18 protein-coding genes and 1 pseudogene are annotated in these 21,530 nt (G+C 61.9%); 4 read left to right on the top strand and 15 right to left on the bottom strand.

Annotation, left to right across the window (positions count from 1 at the left end; genetic code table 11):
• Position 1: 1 nt before the first annotated feature.
• The 5 genes from ROS217_RS21680 to ROS217_RS21660 are packed head-to-tail and all read right to left on the bottom strand — an operon-like array spanning position 2 to position 6,151.
• Positions 2-1,609, bottom strand: a complete 1,608-nt coding sequence (locus ROS217_RS21680) for an acyl-CoA carboxylase subunit beta (protein ID WP_040652101.1) — start codon at positions 1,607-1,609, stop codon at positions 2-4.
• Positions 1,606-2,997 carry a phenylacetate--CoA ligase family protein gene (locus tag ROS217_RS21675; RefSeq protein ID WP_009819985.1) on the bottom strand — a complete coding sequence of 464 codons (1,392 nt, stop codon included), beginning with the start codon at positions 2,995-2,997 and terminating at the stop codon, positions 1,606-1,608. The genes ROS217_RS21680 and ROS217_RS21675 overlap by 4 nt, the downstream gene beginning before the upstream one ends.
• A gap of 26 nt (positions 2,998-3,023) precedes the next feature.
• The gene (locus ROS217_RS21670) at positions 3,024-4,184 is read right to left on the bottom strand and encodes an acyl-CoA dehydrogenase family protein (protein WP_009819984.1); all 1,161 of its coding nucleotides are present in this window, start codon (positions 4,182-4,184) and stop codon (positions 3,024-3,026) included.
• 9 nt (positions 4,185-4,193) lie between these two features.
• Complete coding sequence (locus ROS217_RS21665) at positions 4,194-4,973, bottom strand: enoyl-CoA hydratase/isomerase family protein (protein ID WP_009819983.1); 780 nt, start codon at positions 4,971-4,973, stop codon at positions 4,194-4,196.
• Positions 4,970-6,151, bottom strand: a complete 1,182-nt coding sequence (locus ROS217_RS21660; protein WP_009819982.1) for an acyl-CoA dehydrogenase family protein — start codon at positions 6,149-6,151, stop codon at positions 4,970-4,972. Before ROS217_RS21660 ends, ROS217_RS21665 begins: the two co-directional genes overlap by 4 nt.
• 127 nt (positions 6,152-6,278) lie before the next feature.
• Between ROS217_RS21660 and ROS217_RS21655 the strand changes: the two genes are divergently transcribed.
• Positions 6,279-8,279, top strand: coding sequence for an NADPH-dependent 2,4-dienoyl-CoA reductase (locus ROS217_RS21655; protein WP_040652188.1), 2,001 nt, complete (start codon positions 6,279-6,281; stop codon positions 8,277-8,279).
• A gap of 103 nt (positions 8,280-8,382) precedes the next feature.
• On the opposite strand, the gene ROS217_RS21650 is transcribed toward ROS217_RS21655, so the two are convergent.
• From ROS217_RS21650 to ROS217_RS21630, 5 genes are all read right to left on the bottom strand, one after another.
• Positions 8,383-8,838, bottom strand: coding sequence for a PaaI family thioesterase (locus ROS217_RS21650; RefSeq protein ID WP_009819980.1), 456 nt, complete (start codon positions 8,836-8,838; stop codon positions 8,383-8,385).
• A 21-nt stretch (positions 8,839-8,859) separates the two neighbouring features.
• Complete coding sequence (locus ROS217_RS21645; protein ID WP_009819979.1) at positions 8,860-9,591, bottom strand: helix-turn-helix domain-containing protein; 732 nt, start codon at positions 9,589-9,591, stop codon at positions 8,860-8,862.
• Entirely contained in the window at positions 9,575-10,429 is an 855-nt protein-coding gene (locus ROS217_RS21640) for an SDR family oxidoreductase (protein WP_009819978.1), read from the bottom strand. The genes ROS217_RS21645 and ROS217_RS21640 overlap by 17 nt, the downstream gene beginning before the upstream one ends.
• Positions 10,426-12,363, bottom strand: a complete 1,938-nt coding sequence (locus tag ROS217_RS21635; protein ID WP_009819977.1) for an AMP-binding protein — start codon at positions 12,361-12,363, stop codon at positions 10,426-10,428. Before ROS217_RS21635 ends, ROS217_RS21640 begins: the two co-directional genes overlap by 4 nt.
• Positions 12,364-12,447: 84 nt before the next feature.
• Complete coding sequence (locus ROS217_RS21630) at positions 12,448-13,275, bottom strand: glucose 1-dehydrogenase (RefSeq protein WP_009819976.1); 828 nt, start codon at positions 13,273-13,275, stop codon at positions 12,448-12,450.
• Between the two features lie 37 nt (positions 13,276-13,312).
• Here ROS217_RS21630 and ROS217_RS21625 point away from each other — a divergent pair, with 37 nt between their 5' ends.
• Entirely contained in the window at positions 13,313-14,662 is a 1,350-nt protein-coding gene (locus tag ROS217_RS21625; protein WP_254656513.1) for a TetR/AcrR family transcriptional regulator, read from the top strand.
• A gap of 18 nt (positions 14,663-14,680) precedes the next feature.
• Here ROS217_RS21625 and ROS217_RS21620 read toward each other — a convergent pair whose 3' ends face one another.
• The 5 genes and pseudogenes from ROS217_RS21620 to ROS217_RS23795 form a co-directional block, all read right to left on the bottom strand.
• Positions 14,681-15,091 carry a PaaI family thioesterase gene (locus tag ROS217_RS21620; RefSeq protein ID WP_009819974.1) on the bottom strand — a complete coding sequence of 137 codons (411 nt, stop codon included), beginning with the start codon at positions 15,089-15,091 and terminating at the stop codon, positions 14,681-14,683.
• On the bottom strand, positions 15,088-15,486 hold the full coding sequence (locus tag ROS217_RS21615; protein ID WP_254656512.1) for a PaaI family thioesterase: 399 nt from the start codon (positions 15,484-15,486) through the stop codon (positions 15,088-15,090). The genes ROS217_RS21620 and ROS217_RS21615 overlap by 4 nt, the downstream gene beginning before the upstream one ends.
• A gap of 90 nt (positions 15,487-15,576) precedes the next feature.
• Complete coding sequence (locus ROS217_RS21610; RefSeq protein ID WP_009819972.1) at positions 15,577-16,380, bottom strand: enoyl-CoA hydratase-related protein; 804 nt, start codon at positions 16,378-16,380, stop codon at positions 15,577-15,579.
• Complete coding sequence (locus tag ROS217_RS21605; RefSeq protein ID WP_009819971.1) at positions 16,373-17,227, bottom strand: SDR family NAD(P)-dependent oxidoreductase; 855 nt, start codon at positions 17,225-17,227, stop codon at positions 16,373-16,375. Before ROS217_RS21605 ends, ROS217_RS21610 begins: the two co-directional genes overlap by 8 nt.
• Before the next feature lie 473 nt (positions 17,228-17,700).
• Positions 17,701-18,941: pseudogene (locus tag ROS217_RS23795) on the bottom strand (IS256 family transposase).
• Positions 18,942-19,304: 363 nt separating this feature from the next.
• Between ROS217_RS23795 and ROS217_RS21590 the strand changes: the two are divergent.
• Both ROS217_RS21590 and ROS217_RS21585 read left to right on the top strand, forming a co-directional pair.
• Positions 19,305-19,919: a TetR/AcrR family transcriptional regulator gene (locus ROS217_RS21590; protein ID WP_009819967.1), complete on the top strand. Its 615-nt coding sequence runs from the start codon at positions 19,305-19,307 to the stop codon at positions 19,917-19,919.
• 3 nt (positions 19,920-19,922) lie between these two features.
• The gene (locus ROS217_RS21585) at positions 19,923-21,521 is read left to right on the top strand and encodes an acyl-CoA carboxylase subunit beta (RefSeq protein WP_009819966.1); all 1,599 of its coding nucleotides are present in this window, start codon (positions 19,923-19,925) and stop codon (positions 21,519-21,521) included.
• Positions 21,522-21,530: the final 9 nt, after the last annotated feature.

Genomic DNA, 21,530 nt, shown 5'->3' with positions numbered 1-21,530 from the left:
CTCACATCCTGAACACGCCGAAATGGGTTTCGACCCTGGGCCTGCGCGACGCCAGATCGAGGATCAGCGCCATGACATCGCGCGTTTCACACGGCTCGATCACGCTGTCGATCCAGAGGTTCGAGGCGAAGTTGTAGGCGCCCTGGAAATCCTCGTATTCCTTGCGGATAGGGGCCTTGAAGGCCTCTTCCTCCTCGGGTGTCCATTTCTTGCCTTCGCGTTCGTTGATCTGGGCGCGCACCTGCGCTAGCACGCTGGCGGCCTGTTCCGGCCCCATGATCGCGGACCGGCCCGTGGGCCAGGCGAACATCGCGTCCGGCTGGAACGGTCGGCCAAGCATGGCCAGATACCCCGCCCCGTAGGAACCGCCGGTGATGATGGTGAATTTCGGCACCCGCGCCGAGGACATGGCGGTGATCATCTTGGCACCCGCCTTGGCGATGCCCATCTGCTCGACCTCGCGGCCGACCATGAAACCGTTCACATCCGCGAGAAACAGCAGCGGGATATCGCGCTGCACGCAGAGATTGATGAAATGCGTGGCCTTCAGCGCCGCCTCGACGAAAAGCACGCCGGTATTGGCCAGAATGCCCACCTCGTGGCCATGGATGCGCCCCCAGCCGGTCATGATCGTGTCGCCGTAAAGCGGCTTGAACTCGTGAAAATCGCTGTCGTCCACCAGGCGCGCGACGATCTCTCGGTTGTCGGTGGGCACCTTCGGGTCGCGGCTGACCAGCCCATAGATTTCTTCGACCGGGTAGGCGGGCGGGCGCGGGGTGATGGGCGTCTTGCGGGGCAGAGCCTTTTCGCCCAGATGGCTGACGATCTCGCGGGTGATCGCCAGCGCGTGCGCGTCATCCTCGGCCAGGTGGTCGGTCACGCCAGAGACGGACGAATGCATCTTGCCACCGCCCAGCGTCTCGGCATCGACCGTTTCGCCGGTCGCCGCAAAGGTCAGCTCCGGCCCGCCCAGATACATGAAACCCTGCCCGCGCACGATCACCACCTCGTCGCAAAGTGCCGGGATATAGGCCCCGCCCGCGGTGCAGGGCCCCATGACCACGGCGATCTGCGGCACACCGTCGCCCGACATGCCGATCTGCTGATGAAAGATCGAACCGAACTGCCCATCATCGGGAAAGATGTTCGCCTGTTCGGGCAGGAACGCCCCGCCGGAATCGACCAGGGTAATCACCGGGAGGCGGTTGTTCCAGGCGATGCGTTGTGCGCGGACGTGTTTGCGGCAGGTCATGCCGAAATAGGTGCCGCCCTTCACGGTGGCGTCGTTGGCAATGATCATGCAGTGACGGCCCTCGATCACGCCAATGCCAGTGATGATGCCCGCGCCCGGCGGCACGCCGTCATATTTGTCCAGCCCGGCAAGCTCGCCGATCTCAAGAAACGGCGTGCCCGGGTCGATCAGCCGCTCGATCCGTTCGCGCGGCAGGATCTTGCCTTTGCTCACATGCCGTTCCCGCGCCTTTTCCGGGCCACCGACGCGTTGCTGCAACCGCAGAGCGTGCAACTCGCCGACCTTTTCGCGGTAAACCGCGTCATTTGCCCGGAAGTCGTCGGACCTGGTGTCGAGCAGGGATTTCATTCTGGTCATGGCAGGTCAGGATACTTTCTGAGAACAAAGGCAACCTTGGCGGCGCCGGGTTTTTCGAACGTGTCAGGCGCCACCAGGTGAACGTCGGCCTTGAAGACGAGGGCATCGCGCAAGCGCTGCTCGATCTTCTTCTTGAGGGCGTTGTCATCCGCCGGATCGCGACCGGGACCGCGTTCAACGATCACCTTCAGCGCGTCCTGGGTGGTGTGGCCTTCGAAATCCGCCACGATCCGCATGACGCCATTGGTTTCCGGCGCCATTTCAGTGATCACACTGTTGATCGCGGAAGGGAACACATTGGCCCCGCGCACGATCAGCATATCATCGGTCCGCCCGGTGCAGCGGATCTTGGGGCCGGTGCGCCCGCAGGAGCATTCGGTGTCGATGACCTCGATATAATCGCCCGACCGGAACCGGACCAGCGGGCACGCCTGTCGGCCAAGCGCGGTATAGATCATCTCGCCCTGAGCGCCTTTTTGCCATGGAATGATCTCGCCGCTTTCGGGGTCGAGCAGTTCGGTGAGCACATAGTCCATGTTGACCATATGCATCCCCGACTGCGCGTCGCATTCGGCCCAATAGGTCACGCCCAGATCGGTGCCACCCAGCATTTCGGTGCACTTGGCGCCCCAGGCCTCTTCGATCCTGGCGCGGATCGCCGGTATACCGCCACCCGGTTCGCCGCCCACAACCACCCGTTCGACACCCAGTTCACTGGCCTTGCAACCAAGCACTTCAGGAGCCTTTTCGGCCAGGTGCAACACGAAATTCGGTGCCCCGACGATACAGCGTGGGTGGATGTCGTCACAGGCGCGCAGCAGCCGTTCGGCACCGCCATCCGCCCCCACCGGCACATCGATCGCGCCCATGTATTGCAGCCCCTGCATTATCGGGATACCGCCGACAAAACCCTTGGCCAGCGAAAACGCGTGCAGCACCAAATCGCCCGGACGCACCCCGTTGGCGAAGAAGCAGCGCGCAGTCATCTCGTGCCACATCTCGGCGTCGGATTCGGTAAGGGCAACATATGAGGGGCTGCCGGTGGTGCCCGACGAGGCCTGCATCTGGATGATATCGGCCATGGGCGCGGCGCGGTGCTTGCCAAAGGGCGGCTCGGTGGCCAGGCTTTCGCGGATCTCGGTCTTGTAGGTATAAGGCAATTTTTGAATATCTTCGATGGTTCGGATATCGTCGAAATCCACACCCGACTTGGCGAACTTCTCCTGATAGAATGTCGAGTTCGCCTTGAGATAGGCCATCTGCTCGCGCAGCCGCTCTTCCTGGATGCGGCGCACGTCGTTGAGGGGGGTGCCCTCGATTTCGTGCCAGAAGCGATCGTTCACCTTGTCGGCGGCGTCTTGCCGCCGGAAGCGCATTCCGAATTGCATGTCGTTCTCCCTGACAGACGGTGAGATCAATAAGATCTTGGCAGGCCCATGACCTTTTCGCCGATAAAGCTGAGGCACAGTTCGCGGTTCACCGGCGCGGTGCGCAGCAGCCGCACCAATGGATACATTTCGTAAAGCCCCGTATCCTCGGTAAAGCCGGATCCGCCATGCGCCTGAAGTGCTGCGTCCACAGCCTCGATCCCGGCTTCGGCGGCGGCATATTTCGCCATGTTCGACGAGGCTCCCGCCGGCAGCTTGTTGTCGAACTCCCATGCCGCGCGGCGGGTCATCAGGCTGGCCATCTCGACCGCCGTATGCGCCCTGGCCATCGGGTGTTGCACCCCCTGATGCGCGCCGATAGGCTGGCCAAAAACATTGCGCTCGGAGGCATAGGCCACCCCCTTGTTCAGGGCGAAGCGGCCGATGCCGCAGCACAGCGCGGCCAGGATGATGCGTTCGGGGTTGAGGCTGTCGAACAGGATGGAAAACCCTTCGTCCACCTCGCCGACCACGTCCTCGGGACCCAGATCCACCTCGTCGAAAAACAGGGTCCACTGTTCTTCGGGTAGGGGGATCGAGATCTTCACCCGTTGTTGCGCGACGCCCTTCTTTTTCAGGTCCACGGCAAAAAGGGTGAACCCGTCGGTCTTGCGGCTGACCTCGGTGTGCGGCTTGGTTCGCGCCACCACCAAGCAATAGTCAGACACGTCGGCCCCGGTGATGAAGGTCTTTTCCCCCGACAGGCTGAACCGGTTGCCCCGGCGTTTGGCCAGCGTCGTGGTCTTCATCGTGTTGGACCCGGCCCCCGGTTCAGTGATCGCGAAACAGAACTGGATTTCGCCCCGGCAGGCGGCCGGAAGCAGCTCTTTCTTGTGGAAGTCGGTCCCGTGGCTGGCGATATGGGCCAGTGACATGGTTGGGCCGACCACCATCATCAGCAACGGAATGCCGTGATTGGCCGTGCCCTCCATGAACAGGGCCATCTCTGTCATGCCAAGCCCGGCACCGCCGTATTCTTCGGGAACCATGATGCCCAGAAAGCCGTCATCGGCGATCTGCCGGAACATCTCGTGCGGAAACTCGTGCTTGCGCGCGTGCCGCAGCCAGTAATCATTGTCGAATTTTTGCGCCAACTGGCCGCCGTATTCGTAGATCTGGCGTTGTTCGTCATTCAGGGTGAAATCCATGGTTCTTCCTCAACACTGAAAAGCCGGTTTGCGCCGGCCCTCAAAAGCATCTAGCCCTTCGGCGACGTCATCGCCGGGCAGCGCGCGCACGGCTGCATCGCGCTCAAGCCGCATCTGCTGGTCGATGCCAAGGTCCGCACCTTCCCGCGCCAGCCGTTTCATTTCGGCGATACCGGGGCGCGAGCGGGTAGCGATGGTCTGGCAATAGTTCAGCGCGGCCTTGTGCAACTCGGCATCCGGCACGATGTAATTGACCAGACCAGCCTCTCTGGCCCCGTCCGCCTTGAGCCAGCGGGCCGAGAACATCAGGTCGAGCGCCCGGCGCAGCCCCATCAGACGTGTCAGCCGCTGCGACCCGCCCCAGCCGGGGATCAGGCCGAATTGTGCGTGTTGATCGCCAAACTGGGCGGTTTCGGCGGCAAAGCATACGTCGCATGCCAGCATCAGTTCGATCCCGCCGGCCAAACACAAGCCCTGCACCGCTACCACGACAGGAAGCGGGCTCGACTCGAGCGCGCGCAGGTTTTTCATGCCGAAGGAGATGAAATGGTCCAGCGCGGCGGGGTCGGTCAGTTTGCCCTTCACCTCAGTCAGATCGGCGCCCGTGCAAAAATGTTTGCCCTGCGCCCGGATCAGGATCGACCGGATATTCCGGGCGGCCTCGAAGCTGGCACGCGCGTTCGAAATGCATTCATGCACCTCGAGTGAGAGGCAATTGAATTTCTCGGGGCGCGCCAACTCGATGATGCCTACGCTACCTTCGATGCTTACGGCGACGGGATCACTCATTTCGATACTCCCTTCGCCTTCTTGTCGTATTGCAGCGCCACGCGGCCGACCTTTTCGCGCGCGATCACAAGTTTCTGGATCTGCGCAGTGCCGTCACCGATCTGTAGGCCCAGCACGTCGTTGTAGCGCTGATGATGGGGCAGGTCGGTGGTGTATCCGTAATGCCCATGCAGGATCAGGCACTGATGCAGGATCTCGCAGGCGGTCTTGGGCAGGTACCACTTGCACATCGCCGCCTCGGAGGTGTGCGGCAAGCCGCGGTCGCGCAGGTCCAGCGTGTAAAAGCAAAGCTGCCGCATCATGGTAAGTTGCGTCTCGGCCTCTGCCAGCGGGAAGCTGACGCCCTGATACTGCACGATGGGGGCGCCGAACGCCTCGCGTTCCCGGACATAGGCCCAGGTTTCATCCACCGATGCCTGTGCCGCGCCCAGGCATTCCAGCCCGATCAACGCACGGGAATAGTCGAACCCCGCCATGATCGTGCCGAAAGCGCGGTCCTGTTCGGCCATCATGCTTTCGGCCGGCACAAACACATCGTCGAAAAACACCGATCCGCGTCCGACTGGCTTGGTGCCGATGTCGTCGAAATGGGTGCGCTTGATGCCCTCCTGGTTCAGATCGACAAAAAACGCGCTGACCCCGCGTGAGCCGCCGTCCGGATCGCCGGTGCGCGCAAAGACGACCGCCGCGTCGGCTTGGGATGCAAAGCTCATCGAGGTCTTCTCGCCGTTCAGCCGCCAGCCGTTGCCGGATTTGGTGGCCTTGAGAACCAGGTTCGCCGCATCCGATCCGCCGCGCGGCTCCGTCAGGCCCAGACCGATGACGGCATCCCCCGAGACAACCTTGGGCACCCATTCCGACGCGATATCCTTGGAGGCGTGCTTGGCCACCATTCCCCCCATGAGAGAGCCGAGAAGCTGGACATAGCTTGCGTTGAAATCGGCATAGGCGATCTCTTCAACTATGAGTCCCGCAGTGACGGAGCTTTCGCCAAGCCCGCCGAATGCCTCGGGCAGATCGGCACCGATTAGACCCAGTGCGCCCATTTTCCTGATCAGCGCGCGATCAAAGGTGTGGCCGCTTGCGCGCTGCTGGTAGCCGGGCGCTAGCTTTTCGGTGGCGAATCGCTTCGCGGTTTCGCGAAACGCCTTTTGATCTTCTGTTGGCTGGAATTGCATCGGTGCTGCTCCCCGTGACCGAAAATTCTTCTTTCCAAAAATCTAACGAATGTTAGAATATAGATCAAGCGAAGTTTTGAGGAGAGCGTTCACAGTGGAAAATACGCAGAGGGAAAGCTTCGGGACCATGCTTTCGCCCATCCGCGCAGGCGGGCACATGTTGCGAAACCGTGTTATCATGGGGTCGATGCACACCAGGCTGGAAACCGAGCCGGACAGTCTCGCCAAACAGATCGCCTTTTACGCCGAAAGAGCGCGTGGCGAGGCGGCGATTCTGGTCACGGGCGGGTTTTCGCCCAATGCCGAGGGGATATTCGATCCCGAAGGCCCGCGCATCGATGACCCGGATCAGGCGCGGCACCTGCGCCCGATCTGCGAGGCGGTCCAGGCCGAAGGCAGCCTGATCTGCGCGCAACTGCTTCATGCCGGGCGCTATGCAAAGATCGAAGGCTGCGTTGCCCCAACTCCGATCCGGGCACCGATCAACCGTTTCGTTCCGCGTGAAATGACCGATGCCGATATCCGCCGCACTATCGAGGATTTCGCCAAAGCCGCCGCCAATGCGCAGGCAGCGGGGTTCGATGGCGTGGAAATCATGGGGTCCGAGGGCTATCTTATCAACGAATTCACCGTCACGCATACCAACAAGCGTGAAGACGACTGGGGCGGAAGCGCCGAGAACCGCCATCGCTTTCCGGTCGAGATTGTGCGCGCGGTGCGCGAGCGGTGCGGGCCGGATTTCCTGATCATCTATCGGATTTCGGCGGCCGACCTGATCGAGGGCGGCGCGCCCGCAGATGAAATTGCCGCGCTCGCGCGCAAGATCGAGGCGGCGGGGGCCGACATTCTCAACACCGGCATCGGCTGGCACGAGGCACGCGTGCCGACGATTGCCTATCCGGTGCCGCGCGGGGCCTGGCGCAAGGCGGCGGCCAATATCAAGGCGGCGGTGTCGATCCCGGTGGTCGCCTCCAACCGGATCAACACGCCCGCAATGGCAGAGGACATACTGTCCTCAGGGGATGCAGACATGATCTCGATGGCGCGCCCCTTTCTAGCCGATCCGCATTTCGTGAAAAAGGCGCGCGAGGGCCGCGCGGACGAGATCAATACCTGTATTGCCTGCAATCAGGCCTGCCTGGATTTCATCTTCTCCGACCGGCCAGTGAGTTGCCTGGTCAATCCCCGGGCGGGCCACGAAACCGAATTCCGCGATACCCCCGCCGCGCAGCCGCGCAAGCTGGCCGTTGTCGGCGGCGGTGCCGCAGGAATGGCCACGGCCACCGAGGCGGCGCGGCTGGGCCACGACGTTACCCTGTTCGAGGCTCAGGACAAGCTGGGCGGGCAATTGAACCTGGCGCGCGCCGCGCCGGGCAAGGATGAGTTCGACGAAACCCTGCGGTATTATACCGGTCAGATGATAAAACACGGGGTCAAGCTGCGTTTGGGGCAGCGGGCTGACGCCGGTGATCTGACCGGCTTTGACCATGTGGTTATCGCCACCGGGGTGACGCCGCGCATTCCCGACCTGCCGGGCATCGACCATCCCAAGGTCGCGACCTATGCCGAAATCCTGTCCGGCGAAAGCATGGCGGGCGATACGGTAGTGGTGATGGGGGCAGGGGGCATCGGCCATGACGTGGCCGAGTTCCTCGTGACCGGATCGGCAGAGGTCCGCAGCGCTGACACATTCTGCGAGACATGGGGCGTAGACCCGGAATTCGCCGCGTCGGGCGCGCTGGTGGGCGATCCGCTGGCATCGACACCATCGCGGCGCAAGGTGGTCATGCTTCAGCGAAAAACCTCGAAACCGGGTGCCGGGCTTGGCGTTTCGACGGGTTGGATCCTGCGCAACGCGCTGCGCAAGCATGGGGTCGAGGCCATCGGCGGGGTGGTTTATGACCGCATCGACGACGCGGGGCTGCATATCCTCGTGGACGGAAAGCCAGAGGTCATCGCCGCCGACACGATCGTGCTCTGTACCGGGCAGGAACCCGAACGCGCCCTGGCCGAGGCCCTCGCCGCGCGTGGCGTCCCGGTCACGATGATCGGCGGGGCAAAGGAGGCCGCCGAACTTGATGCCTTGCGCGCCATCGATGAAGGGGTACGTCTGGCGCAAGGTCTCTGACCCGACAGCGGCCGGGGACAGGCAAGGTCAGCAGGCGGTTGGTGATACCGCCTGCATGGGAAGCCGATCGGCGCGGGAAATCACGAGGGCAAGCGCCGCGTCCTCACCCGGCCACGCCGGTCCGCCCCACCATCGCCATCAGCGTCGCGGTCATCGTGGCGATGAGCTTTTCCTCCCCGCCCTTCACGGCATAGGCGCGCGCCTCGCAGATGGTCAGGGTTTTCCCCGGTTTCAGCACGTCGGCGACAAAGCGAAACCGCGCGCCATCCGCCGGGTTGACCAAGTTGATCTTGAATTCCGCCGTCAGCACCGCAGCCTCGGCGGGCATCAGCGAAAACCCGGCATAGCCACACGCACTGTCAAGCGCGGTCGCAACGACCCCAGCGTGCAGGAACCCGTGCTGCTGGGTCAGCGCGTTATCATGCGGCATTTCCAGAACGATGTGACCGGGCGCAAGCTCGGCGATGGTGATCCCCATCGTGCGCATCACGTTCTGGCGGTTGAAACTGTCGCGCACACGCGTATCAAAATCGGGGTCTCGCGGCTCGAAATTCGGCATGATCTGGTTTCGCTCCTCTCGTTATCCGTTGATGATATGTTTTACACGGGTCTTCAGCCGCTCATCTTGTAAGAAATGGCCAAGCGGTTGCCGCGCCGCCTGACCGCGAAGCGCGCCGGGGGACATGCCGGCAAAGGCCCGGCAAGCGGATGACATATGCGGTTGGTCGTAAAACCCGGCGTCTAGGGCCAGATCGCTCAACGGAAGGGTCTGGCAGGCAAGTTCATCAACCAGACGGCGAAAACGCCGGATCGCGGCGAGCCGTCTTCGTGACATGCCGGTCTCTGCCCGGATTCTGCGGCGTCCGGTCCGGTCGCTGAACGCCTGCGGGATCGCCGCGAATGACAGGTCTTCGGCCAATCCATCGAGTGCGGTGACAAGTTCAGGCATCGCGTCATCGCCGACTCTGACCCGTCGCAGGATCGAAGCCAAAGAGTCGAAAGTCTCGGCCGGGGGCATATGCTGCGGTCGCGACGACAGCCGCAGCCCGGCCACGATGCCGCAAAAAGACGCCCGGCGGGGAACGAAGCCGGGGCGGGGTGGCGCGAGCGACACATGCGGGCCGGTATCGCAGGCGTTGAGAACGCTCACCGACAGGTCGAACAGATCGGTTGCGAACAGCCCCCTTCCGCGACGGCTCAGCACGCCAGCGTCGCGGAAAACGTACAGAGTCTCGACCTGTGCTTCCGCGCCCGCAGGCGGCGCGAACTCGAGATAAAACGGCGCCGCCGTCAGGTCACTGGACGAAGGCATCCCGATTCTCGGCGATAAAATCGCGCAGGCGGCGGGCCGGGCGCCCAAGCACGTCGCTGACCGTGGTCTCGATCCCCGCGAGATAGCCCTTTGGGGCGATGGAGGCGAGTTCGACCATGGCTGCGGCGACCTCTTCCTGCATCCCGGCGGCGATCATGGCCGCCTTGGAGTCCTCGACCGACAGGGGCGCGCAGGTGATGGTGCGTCCGGTCACCTCTGACAGCATGGCCGCGATATCTTCGCCGGTCAGGGCCTCGGGGCCGGTCAGGCCATAGGTCTTGCCCTCATGGCCCGGGCCGGTCAGCGCCTCGGCGGCGACATCGGCGATGTCGCGGGCGTCAATCCAGGCCACAGGACCGCCCAGATCGTCGTAATAGACACCGTCTTTGGCGATGGTGTCGGCCTGCCAGAGCAGGTTCTGCATGAAATAGGTCGGCTGCACGAAGGTCCAGTCAAGCCCGCTTTCCTTCAGCAGTTCCTGCGTCTCGGAGTGCCACTTGCCAAAGGTCACCTTGGCCTTGGGCGACGCACCCAGCCCGGTGGCCAGAACGACATGGCGCACGCCCGCGGCCTTGGCGGCCGCGATCGCATTCGCCTTCCAGCGGCGCATGTCCAGATGCGCAGGCGTCACCAGGTAGATCCTCTCGGCCCCGGCACAGGCCCGTTCCAGGGCGGCGGGGTCAGTGAAATTGGCGGTGACCGCCTCGCACCCTTTGGCCTTGAGATTTTCGATCTTGGCGGGATCGCTGGTGACGGCGCGCACTGCCGCCCCCTTGGCCAGAAGGGTATCGACAAGCGGCGCGCCGGTGTTTCCGGTGGCTCCGAAGACAGTGATCATGGCGTTTCCTTTCGCAGGTCTGCAATGGGCTGCATGGTTTCGGGATTGCTGACCGATGACAGATCGCCCGGATCCTCGCCCAGATAGGCCGCGCGGACGATCCGGCGCATCGTCTTCATGCTGCGGGTCTTGGGCAGCGCCTCGACGAAATGGATCTCGCGCGGGCGGAAGGGCTTGGAGACGACCTCGCCCACCCGGTCCTTGAGCCGGTCCACGAGGGCGGCATCGGGCGTCACACCTGGTGCCGCGACACAGATGCAGACCACGGCCACGCCCTTGATATCATCGGGCGCGGCGATGGCGGCGGCGTCCACCACCTCTCCGGTTTCGGTCAGGGCTGCCTCGATCTCGGGCGGGCCGATGCGCTTGCCGGCGATGTTGAGCGTATCGTCCGAGCGGCCGAGGATATACCATGTGCCGTCCGGATCGCGGCGCACCCAGTCGCCGTGCCGCCAGACACCGGGGAAGGTGGACCAGTAGGTTTCAAGATATCTTTCCCGGTCGCCCCAGATCGCCGGGGTCAGGCCCATGGGCGGCTGGCTTACGACCAGTTCGCCCACCTCGCCCGGCGCGGCTTCGCTGCCATCCTCGCGCAGCACTTTCGCGCCCACACCGAGGGCCTCGGCCGAAAACCCGCCGGGCTTGATCTCGTGCAGGACGGTCGAGGTCAGGATGGCCCCGAACAACTCGGTCCCGCCGGAGATGTTCAGCGGCACGGCGTGGCGGCGGCAGATATGGTCGAGATGCCAGAGCCAGGCATCGTCGGTCCAGGGTTCCCCCGTCGCGGCGACGATACGCAGGGGAGAAAGGTCATAGCCGGAAAGCGGCGCGGGATCGTGCGTCATGAACTGGCGCACCAGCGTCGGTGCAATGCCCAGGTGCGTCACCTTCATGTCCGCGGTGATCCGCAACAGCCGGAAGGGGTCGCCGGGCATCGAGGGCGCGCCCTCGGCCAGAACCAGCGTAGCCCCCGAAAGCAGCACCGACAGAAGGGTGAGCGGCCCCATCACCCAGCCCATATCGGTCATCCACAGATGCCGGTCGTCGCGCTTCATGTCGAGGCACAGCAGGAAATCCGCCGTGGCCTTGGCCGGCACACCAAGATGGGTATGCACCACGCCCTTGGGCTTGCCGGTCGTGCCCGAGGTATAGGCGATTAGCAGCGGCGCGTCGGCCTCGACCGGATGGGCGGGGCGTGTCGGATCGGCCTTGCCGACACTCTCCTGCCAGTCCAGATCGCGCGCCAGATCGGCCACTACGCCCCCGAATCGCCGCAGGCTGATGACGGTGTGGACCGCGGGCACCTCGGTCAGCGCCTCGGCCAGCGCGGCCTCCATCCAGACGGGCTTGCCGCGCCGGGGCGTGGCATCCGCCGTCAGAACCGCCACCGCCCCGGCATCCTGGAGGCGGCTGACGATGGCAGGCGGCGCGAAGCCCGAGAACAGCGGCACCGCCACGGCCCCCAGCCGGGCGATACCCAGAAGCGCCGCCGCGATTTCAGGGATCATCGGCATGTAGATGCCCACCCTTTCGCCCGGTTTCACCCCGCGCGCGGCAAGCGCCGATGCCACGCGCGCGGTCTCGGCGGCAAGCTCGGCATAGGTCCAACAGCGGCGGCTTGCATCCTCGCCGACCCAGTCGATCACCATCTTGTCCGCCAACCCCTCCTCGATGCGCGCATCAAGGCATGTCTCTGTCAGGTTCAGAGCGGCGCCAACGGCCCATCGGATCGATTCGGGTCCCTTGAAAATATCGCGAAGCTGTAAGTAGGGGCGGCTGAACCGGATGCCGGCATGGTCGATGATCCGGCGCCAGAACCAGTCCGGCGCGGCGTTGGCGCGGCGGACGAGATCTTCATAGCTGTCCGCGGCACAGTCAGCCAGAAAAGCGGCAAGCGTACTTGAACGCTGAATGTCGGGAGATGGCTGGAACATCCTTGACCTTTCTCTAAGCCAGACAAGGCCGCGCCTGTGGCACGGCCTTACGGCTGTGCCGTATCACATCGCATCGCGACGCGATCACCCGTGCATCGACAAGCCACCTGAAACCGAAATGACCTGGCCTGTGATGAACCCGGCGTCGTCGGATGCCAGAAAACAGATGATTCCCGGATAGTCTGTCGGCTTTGCCAGCCGCTTCATCGGAATGGCCCGCTTGAGACCTTCTGCGATCTTTTCACCGCCCTCACCCTGAGCAATCTGGGCAAAGAGCGGCGTGTCGGTCGGGCCTGGCGCGACAGCGTTCAACTGGACGCCTTTGCGCGCCAGTTCCCGCGCGACCGTTTTGGTGAACGAGATGATCCCGCCCTTGCAGGCCGAGTAAACGGCCTCTCCCGACGAGCCGACGCGGCCGGCGTCCGAGGCGATGTTGATCACGCGGCCGCCACCGTTCTTGACCATGCCCGGCAACACCGCGTGGTGCATATTGAGCGGGCCGTAAAGGTTGATGTCGATAACCTTCTTCCAAAGGGCCTCGTCCGTGTCGAGGAACGGTTTGATCTCGTCCCATCCCGCATTGTTCACCAGCACATCGATCGGGCCTCCGGCCTCGACTGCGGCTACGGCCTTGTCGACCTGGGTGCGGTCGGTGATGTCCACGTTGAATGCTTGCGCCGTTCCCCCCGCTTGCTGGATCAAACGGGTCGTTTCATGCGCTCCCTCGTCGTTCAGGTCAAAAATCGCAACCTCGGCACCTTCTTCACCGAAACGTTCGCAAACCGCGCGTCCGATGCCGCTGCCGCCGCCGGTTATGATCACGCGTTTTCCCCTTAACCCTCTCATATGGAGGTCCTCCTTTTCCGGTATCATCTTGGTAAAGATCTTGATTCGAAGCGTCTCATCGTTCATTCTAACAATTGTTAGATTTATTGCAATGGACACTCTTGTGGCAGACAAGTATCGACAGCCAATGGTACGATCGTTTGATGCAATCAAGAATACGGAAGACGATCTGAGCAAATCAGAGAGGACTCGCGGGGAGATTCTTTCTGCGGCGGCTCACCTTTTCCGGCACGAAGGTTTCTATGCGACAACGATGCGCGACATCGCGCAGAAATCTAGAATAGAGGCCGGAAGCATCTATTATCATTTTGAATCAAAAGATAAAATTCTGAGTGAAGTGCTGGATATCGGGGTTCGGGAACTCTACGAAAAGGTCAGCGCCATCGTCCGATTGGCAAAGATACCGGACTTTCGCAAGACCTTCGCCATTCTCATCGAAACGCACCTCACCTTTCTCTTGGCTGACAGCGACTTCACCTCGGCCAATATCCGGAACTATCCGATGCTGTCGGATGAGGCCCGCGCCCCACACCGTGAGTTGCGTGCCGCGTATGCAGAGGTATGGAGCAGTTTTCTGAAAGACGCGGAGCGTGCCGGCCACCTGAGAAGCGACATTTCCATAACCGCGATCCGCCAGTTCGTTTTGAGCGCAATGAACTGGACTGTTGAATGGTATGATGTGGATCGATATCCCGTGAGTGTCCTCTCGGACCGTATGAGCAAACTGATACTCGACGGAATGTGTACGCGCCACAAAGCTAACACAGAGGGGCAGAAGACAAGCGCCGCCATTCCCGTCCAAGCAGCTAAATCGATCACCAAGGCCGCAAATACCCGCGCGGAAATCCTGAGGGCGGCAGCATGCGTGCTAAGGGACAATGGCTACAAAGCGACAACGCTAAGACAGATCGCGACAGAAGCCGATATGAAGGCAGGCAGCGTATACTACCATTTCAAATCCAAAGAAGAGATCGTAAACGAGGTTCTGAACGCCGGATTGAGCGATTTGCTATCTGGTGTCAGCGCCGCAGTCGAAGAATTTCATAAGCCATATGACCATCATGCAAGGATCGCGACCGCAATCTGGACACATCTTCATTTTCTCTTCAAGGCAAGCGAATTCACGTCTGCCAACATCAGAAGCTACGGTATGCTACCCAAACATTTCAGGGAGCGACACAGGAAGATTCGACATGAATACGGACGACTCTGGGACAGGGTTCTTCGCGAAGCGCAGCAAGACGATGCTATCAGGTCCGATATCAAAATTGTACCCCTGCGTCAGGTTATGTTGGGTGCCCTGAATTGGACGGTGGAGTGGTTCGATCCCAACAAGGCAGAAAAGCAGGGGTATCTTTCACTGCCCGAGTTTTCTGACATGCTCATTAGGCTTCTTCTTGAAGGGATCTGCGACAGGGATAACGCCAGTTGCGCCACGCAAACAGGAATTTAATGATCGCAACTATTGCGATCAGACCAAAAGGAAGTGGTAAAGCCCTTCCGCGACTGGTTTTTCTTGGTCCGTCTGCCATGCCATCACCCTCACGCTCGCGATGCGCTTGCCTTTGCGCGTCACCGTAGCGCGGGCATAGAGCGGGCCTCTCACGCCCGGCCTGAGATAATCGACGGTAAGATTGATCGGCTTGGCAGGGACGTCCGCAAAATCCGGCTGAACAGCGATTGCAGAAGTGGCTTCCATGAAGCTTGCGATTATGCCGCCGTGGTAATGCTCCATGACCGGGTTGCCGATATGGCGTTCTAAAAAGGTCATCTCAGCTTCGGCATGGAGACTGTCCATGCTCTGGACCTCGAAGTTGAGAAATCGGAAGAACGGCACCCGGGAGACATTTGCATTGACGATTTGCAAGGTCATCATGTTCATTTTTCCCTTGTCATGGCGTCAAACAGGCTGGTTTCACCGCGCGTCAAGGCAAACGAGGCGGATCCGCGGGCAATCTCCGCATCCTCATGGCCATCGAACCAGATATTGCCAGAATTGAAGGCGATATGACGAGTCTGACGATAGCAATGGGCACGCACGAAGATATCTGCTCGGGAATGTGCAGGCCGCAGGTAATCGACCCTTAGGTCAAGCGTTGCCATCGTGCTGACACCCTGGATGGCAATAAAGTTTGCGAGTCCGAATACACTGTCGAGAAGGGCCGTCAGGATGCCGCCGTGAAGAAGGGTCTGATCTCTGTCAACGCAGAAATCCGGATTGAACGGCATCCTCACCCGAACGCCTTCGGTCGATACTTCTTCGATCTCAAGCGCCATATGGTCAATCAGACCCTTACCGCGCGCATTCCACATCTGTGCGATCTGGTCAATTTTCTCCCGTGTAATGTCACGCATGCGTTGTTTCCCCTAGCGCCCTGTGAAGTTCGGTTTTCGTTTTTCAAGAAACGCCGCGACCGCCTCATGGTGGTCTTCGGTCTGATGCATCAACGCTTGATAGGCCGCCGCGGAATTCAGGAAATCGGGCAGATCCATCCGTTCGGCATTGCGCATCAGGCGCTTGGCGACACGCACTGCGCGCGGCGGCTTCGATGCGATGACGGCCGCGCGGGCGCGGGCGCGGTCCATGAGCCGGTCATGGGCCACGACCTCCAGAACCATACCCAGCTCCAGCGCCTCGGCGGCATCGACCATGCGTCCCGAAAAGGTCAGATCGGCGGCTTTCTGGTGGCCCAGACGGCGCAGCATGAACCAGCTGCCCGCGTCGCCTGGAATGATGCCGAGGTTCAGGAACACCTCGCCGAACCGCGCCTTTTCCGAGGCGACGCGCATGTCACACATCATGGTCAGGTCGCATCCCGCGCCAACCGCCGGGCCGTTGACCGCGGCGATGGTCGGAATATCCAGATTGTAAAGCGCCAGAGGCAGGCGCTGCACCCCGTCGACATAGCTCTGCGCCGCCGCAAACGGTTCCTTGCGAAAGACACTTTCGGGGTCGTTCATCTCCTTGATGTCGCCGCCTGCACAGAAGGCCGGGTCGGCCCCGGTCAGGATCATGACGCTTACTTGCGGGTCTGCCTGTACCTTCTCGAATGTCTCGAGAAGGACAGCAATCATGTCGTTGCCGGTAACCGGGTTGCGACGTTCGGGATCGTTCAACGTGATTGTGGCGATCCTGTCGGAGATATCCAGAAGAACGGGGGGTTTACTCATTCTTGCCATCTCCTCGTTCGCGTTTCTCGAACATTTCGGGATTTATCATGTCACGGGCATCGTGAGCCATGTGCAGGGTTTCCCCGCCGTCTATATAGATGTCTTCACCGGTAATGAAATTCCCCAGTCGGGACGCGAGGAAGATGATCGTGCCGGCGATGTCCTCGGCCGCGCCCATCCGGTTCAGGACCGAGCGGTTGAGTTCCTGCCAGCGTTCCGGCGGAATGGGGTAGCGGCCAAGCGCCTCGGTCTTGATCGTGCCCGGCGCCACACAGTTAAGGCGGATACCGTATTCGCCCCATTCAGCGGCCAGCGTCTTCATCATACCCGTCACACCGGCGCGGGCGGCGACGGTATGGGTGAAACCGGTGAGCGCGGTGCGCGCTGAAATGGCGGTGACAAAGACGATGGAGCCGCCGCTGTCATACATGAAATGATCGGCCACGGCGCGGGTCATCTGCCAGGATCCGATCAGGTTGTTGCGGATCACGGCCTCGAATCCCTTGTTGGTGATGTCGCGCGCGGCAGCGATATACTGGCCGCCCGCATTGTTCACCAGCACGTCAAGCTGCCCGTAGTGGTCCTTGATGCGCCCCATCGCAGCTTCGATGCTGTCTTCGTCGCGGGTGTCGCCGGGCACGACAAAGGCCTCGCGACCCGCCGCGCGGATCATCCGGGCGGTCCCTTCCAGCGGCTCCTGACGGCGCGCAAACAGCGCCAGCCTAGCCCCGCAAGAAGCCATTTCCAGCGCCGTGGCACGACCCATGCCCGAGCCGGAGCCGGTAACCAGCGCGACCTGGCCGGCCATAAGGTCTGGCGCAAAGCGCCGCGCTTTTTCTTCGCTCATGTATTTACCCGCCGAACAGAGTGTCAATCGCGTCGACTGAAATCAAACACATGTTAGAAATTAGATCAAGCCAAGCTTTTTTGCGACGGGACGTTGCACCCAAAGCGAAAGAAAGATGCGGGGAGGCTTTGGCAACACGTCAACTGCCCGGCCGCTGGCCCTCGAACTGAGACAAGAACTGGGTACGTATCTGCTTTGATCAAAAGACGATCGAAATCAGCAGAAAGCGCGGCGGATCAGGCAGCGAGGCAAACCGGCGCATCGTTGATAGTACGCCGAATCAGAAATGAAAGAAAGAAAAGCGCGACAAGGCTTAAGTTGGCCATGTCAGGATTGTTCCATGTCAAAGGCCGGAAAAATCCGAGGCTATAGGGCTAGGATGTTATGACACCTGCGGTCAGGGCAAGGTAGTGCCCCGAGGAGTGGTGTAGGAACTGGCGTCCACCTGCTTCTTCATAGCTGGTGCTGCTCGTTCACTGAGCGGCGATCATCGCCGTCTCACTTTCATCGTGGCACATGGCGGTCAGCTTTTCCACCGGCATGTAGCGGCGGGAGACGGCCCATTCGTCGTTCTGCTCCAGCATCAGCGCGCCGACGAGCCGGATCACGGCTTCACGGTTGGGGAAGATCCCGACAACGTTGGTCCGTCGCTTGATCTCCTTGTTGACGCGCTCCAGCGGGTTGGTGCTGTGCAGCTTCGAGCGCAGGCTCTCATCGAAAGCCATGTAGGCCAGCACGTCATGCTCTGCCTCGTCCATGAGCTCAGCGACATCCCGGAACCGCTCGCGCACGCTGTCGACGACCTCGCGCCAGCGGGCATGGGCCTGGTCGCGGTCCTTCTCGGCGAAGACGGTCTTCACCACGGCGCTGATCACCGGCTTGTTGGTCTTTCCCACACGGGTGAGGAGGTTGCGCTGGAAATGCACGCGACAGCGCTGCCAGCCGGTGCCCAGGACCTTGCGTGGTAAGGAGGATCAGCAAACGGTCCGGGGGACCGTTTGCCCGACGAACGCTTTGAGGCCCTCGTGCGCATCGCTGATGACCAACTGCACGCCACGCAACCCACGACGCGTGAGAGACCGTGAGGCAAGTCGACCCAGAAGGTCTCGGCTTCGGAGGGCATGACAGTGATCCCCAGGATCTCGCGCCGCCCGTCAGTGTTGACCGCGACGGCCACTATCACCGCCATCGAGATGATGCGTCCGCCCTCGCGCAGCTTCACATAAGTGGCGTCGAGCCAGAGGAAGGGCCAGTCGCCCTCGAGGGGCCGGTTCAAGAATGCCTGTACCCTCTCGTCGATCACCTCGCACAGCCGTGAGACCTGGCTCTTGGAGGTGCCCGTCAGTCCCATGGCGCGCACCAGATCGTCGACAGCCCGCGTGGAGATCCCGTGGATATAGGCTTCCTGTATCACGGCCATCAGCGCCTTCTCGGCTGTCCGGCGCGGCTCCAGGAACGTGGGGAAATAGCTGCCCTTGCGCAGCTTGGGGATGTTCAGGCCGATGGTGCCTGCCCGGGTGTCCCATTGCCGCGGTCGGTAGCCGTTGCGATGGTTCTCCCGGTCCGGGCTGCGCTCGCCGTGTCCGGCACCGCAGACAGCAGCCACTTCGATGTCCATCAGACGCTGTGCAGCATCCTGGATCAGCTCGCGCAGAAAATCGGCATCATCGCTCTTGGCGATCACGCTCGGAAGGTCAATCATGGTCTCGGTCATCGTGCTCTCCTTCGTTGTCATCGGTCTTTGAACAACCTCAGACTACGAAGAAGCGCGGTGGCCGCCAGCCCGGCCGCACGCTACGCTACGCCAAAAGGCTCCGCGTGCGGCCTCTTACACCACCCGGTGGGGCACTACCCAGGGCAAACCAAATCACCGCGAAAAACTTGGTTGCACTGTTTCGGCAGCAGGGAGGCTACGATGGCCGCATATGTCTTGACGACTCATCAGGACATCGACACGGCCACGGCTATTTCAGAGACCGCCGGTAAACGTGTCGAGAAGGTTGACAGGGTAGTGCTGGAATGCCTAACGTATGTTAGTTATGTAATTTGCGAAAGAAAAGCCTTGCCGGATACCACGATGAGCGAGACCAGCAAGACCCCGCGCAACGTGGTGGGCCGCGAGGGCGTGCTGAATGTTGCCGCGCGACTCTTCCGCGAACAGGGCTATGGAGCGGTGTCGCTCAGAAAGATCGCCGAGGCCGCAGGGATCAAGGCGGGCAGCATCTACTACCATTTCGGCTCCAAGGATGAGATCGTCGCGGCCGTTCTGGATGCAGGTATTCAAGTCGTTCACGAGAGCATGCGCCAAGCCGTTTCCGCGTTGCCCGAGGGCACCGGTGCCGAAGCGATCCTGAGAACCGCAATCGGAGCGCATCTGCGCGCGCTTCTCGATGCAAGCGATTATTCTTCGGCCAATGTGCGCATTTTCGGGCAGGTGCCGCAATCCGTCCGGGATGCCAATCTGCCCACCCGCCGCGCCTATGAGGCCGAATGGGACAACCTGTTGTCCTGGCTTCAGAATACCGGCGCGCTGAAAGCTGGCCTCGACATTCGCCGCCTGCGCCTGATGCTGATTGGCGCGTTGAACGCCACGCTTGAATGGTTCGACCCAGATCGCGGCAGTGCAGATGCGTTGTCGCAAACCTATGCCGATGTGTTCCTCCACGGAATACTCGAAGAACAGGAGACCTGACCCATGGCGCGCCTTGAAACAGCCGTGCTGACCGCATCAGAGATCTACGCACGCAATCACCAGGCGCAAAGCGCGCGGGTCGAGACGCTGCGCGCGCGGATTGCCGAGGCCACCTCGGGCGGACGCCCCGATATGGTGGAACGTCACCGCAAACGCGGCAAGCTCCTTGTGCGCGAGAGGATCGACCTGCTGGTGGATCCGGGCACGGCGTTTCTGGAACTGTCGTCGCTCGCGGCCTACGGGCAATACGGCGGCGAGGTGCCTGGTGCGGGGATCGTGACCGGCATCGGCATCGTTCATGGGCTGCCCTGCATGGTGATCGCCAATGACGCGACGGTGAAGGGTGGCTCTTTTTACCACGAGACCGTGCAGAAACACATCCGCGCCCAGGAAATCGCGGCGGACAACCGGATGCCCTGCCTGTATCTGGTGGATTGCGGCGGGGCCTATCTGCCGGAACAGGATCGGGTGTTTCCCGACGCCCGCCATTTCGGCAATTCCTTCTATCGCCAGACCAACATGTCGGCCAGCGGGCTGCCGCAGATCTCGGCGGTGTTCGGGGGCTGCACGGCGGGCGGTGCCTATATCCCCGCCCTGTCGGACGAGGTCATCATGGTGCGCGGCAACGCCCGCATCCATCTGGGCGGACCCTCGATCGTCAAGGTGGCGATCAACGAAGAGGTCGATGGCGAAACGCTTGGCGGTGCCGAAATGCACACGCGCGTCTCGGGCGTGTCCGACCATCTTGCCGAGGATGAATACCATGCGCTGGCGCTGATGCGCGACATCGTGGCCGAGCTCGGCCAATCGCGCCCGATGCAGCCCGACGCAGCCCCCGCGCCGCCCGCACATGATCCCTCCGAATTGCCCGGCATCATCAGCGCCGACCGCAAGGAGCCCTACGACATGCGCGAAGTTCTGCTGCGCATGATCGACGCGGGCGAGTTCCGGGAATTCAAGCCCGGCTGGGGCGAGACGCTGGTCTGCGGCACGGCGCGCATCCATGGCTATCGCGTCGGCATCCTGGCCAATAACGGCGCGCTTCTGTCGGACAGTTCACTCAAGGGGGCGCAGTTTGTTTCGATGTGCGACCAGCGCAATATCCCGCTTTTGTTCCTGCACAACATCTCGGGCTTCATGGTCGGGACAGAGGCCGAGCGCGGCGGCATCGCCAAGGACAGCGCCAAGCTGGTCTATGCCATGTCTGTGGCCAAGGTGCCGCGACTGTCGGTCCTGCTGGGTGGCTCTTACGGCGCGGGCAATTACGGCATGTGCGGGCGCGGCTTCGGGCCGGATTTCCTGTTCGCATGGCCCACGGCAGAACTGGCCACTATGTCGGCCGATATCGCCACCAACGTGATGCTGGAACTGCGCCGCCAGAAAGGCGGCGACCCTGACCGGATGCAGGCCGACATGGCCCGGATCGAGGCGCAGGTGCGCGCCCAATATGGCGAACAGTCCGATCCATATTATGCCACGTCGCGGCTTTGGGATGACGGGCTGATCGAACCTGGCCAGACCCGCGACATCCTTGGCCTGTGCCTGGCCATCGTAACATCGGTGCCAGGGGCAGGGCGCCATACACCCGTATTCAGAATGTGAGGCAATGAC

The organism is Roseovarius sp. 217 (assembly GCF_000152845.1).
Lineage (GTDB): Bacteria > Pseudomonadota > Alphaproteobacteria > Rhodobacterales > Rhodobacteraceae > Roseovarius.
This window is presented reverse-complemented; position numbering and strand designations above follow the sequence as displayed.

Coding starts and splice junctions, on each gene's coding strand:
- ROS217_RS21590 (WP_009819967.1), top strand. CDS start 19,305: ATGAGCGAGACCAGCAAGACCCCGCGCAACGTGGTGGGCCGCGAGGGC.
- ROS217_RS21630 (WP_009819976.1), bottom strand. CDS start 13,275: ATGAACGATGAGACGCTTCGAATCAAGATCTTTACCAAGATGATACCG.
- ROS217_RS21620 (WP_009819974.1), bottom strand. CDS start 15,091: ATGAACATGATGACCTTGCAAATCGTCAATGCAAATGTCTCCCGGGTG.
- ROS217_RS21680 (WP_040652101.1), bottom strand. CDS start 1,609: ATGACCAGAATGAAATCCCTGCTCGACACCAGGTCCGACGACTTCCGG.
- ROS217_RS21675 (WP_009819985.1), bottom strand. CDS start 2,997: ATGCAATTCGGAATGCGCTTCCGGCGGCAAGACGCCGCCGACAAGGTG.
- ROS217_RS21585 (WP_009819966.1), top strand. CDS start 19,923: ATGGCGCGCCTTGAAACAGCCGTGCTGACCGCATCAGAGATCTACGCA.
- ROS217_RS21670 (WP_009819984.1), bottom strand. CDS start 4,184: ATGGATTTCACCCTGAATGACGAACAACGCCAGATCTACGAATACGGC.
- ROS217_RS21640 (WP_009819978.1), bottom strand. CDS start 10,429: ATGATCACTGTCTTCGGAGCCACCGGAAACACCGGCGCGCCGCTTGTC.
- ROS217_RS21645 (WP_009819979.1), bottom strand. CDS start 9,591: ATGCCTTCGTCCAGTGACCTGACGGCGGCGCCGTTTTATCTCGAGTTC.
- ROS217_RS21655 (WP_040652188.1), top strand. CDS start 6,279: ATGCTTTCGCCCATCCGCGCAGGCGGGCACATGTTGCGAAACCGTGTT.
- ROS217_RS21610 (WP_009819972.1), bottom strand. CDS start 16,380: ATGAGTAAACCCCCCGTTCTTCTGGATATCTCCGACAGGATCGCCACA.
- ROS217_RS21660 (WP_009819982.1), bottom strand. CDS start 6,151: ATGCAATTCCAGCCAACAGAAGATCAAAAGGCGTTTCGCGAAACCGCG.
- ROS217_RS21650 (WP_009819980.1), bottom strand. CDS start 8,838: ATGCCGAATTTCGAGCCGCGAGACCCCGATTTTGATACGCGTGTGCGC.
- ROS217_RS21615 (WP_254656512.1), bottom strand. CDS start 15,486: ATGGCGCTTGAGATCGAAGAAGTATCGACCGAAGGCGTTCGGGTGAGG.
- ROS217_RS21605 (WP_009819971.1), bottom strand. CDS start 17,227: ATGAGCGAAGAAAAAGCGCGGCGCTTTGCGCCAGACCTTATGGCCGGC.
- ROS217_RS21665 (WP_009819983.1), bottom strand. CDS start 4,973: ATGAGTGATCCCGTCGCCGTAAGCATCGAAGGTAGCGTAGGCATCATC.
- ROS217_RS21635 (WP_009819977.1), bottom strand. CDS start 12,363: ATGTTCCAGCCATCTCCCGACATTCAGCGTTCAAGTACGCTTGCCGCT.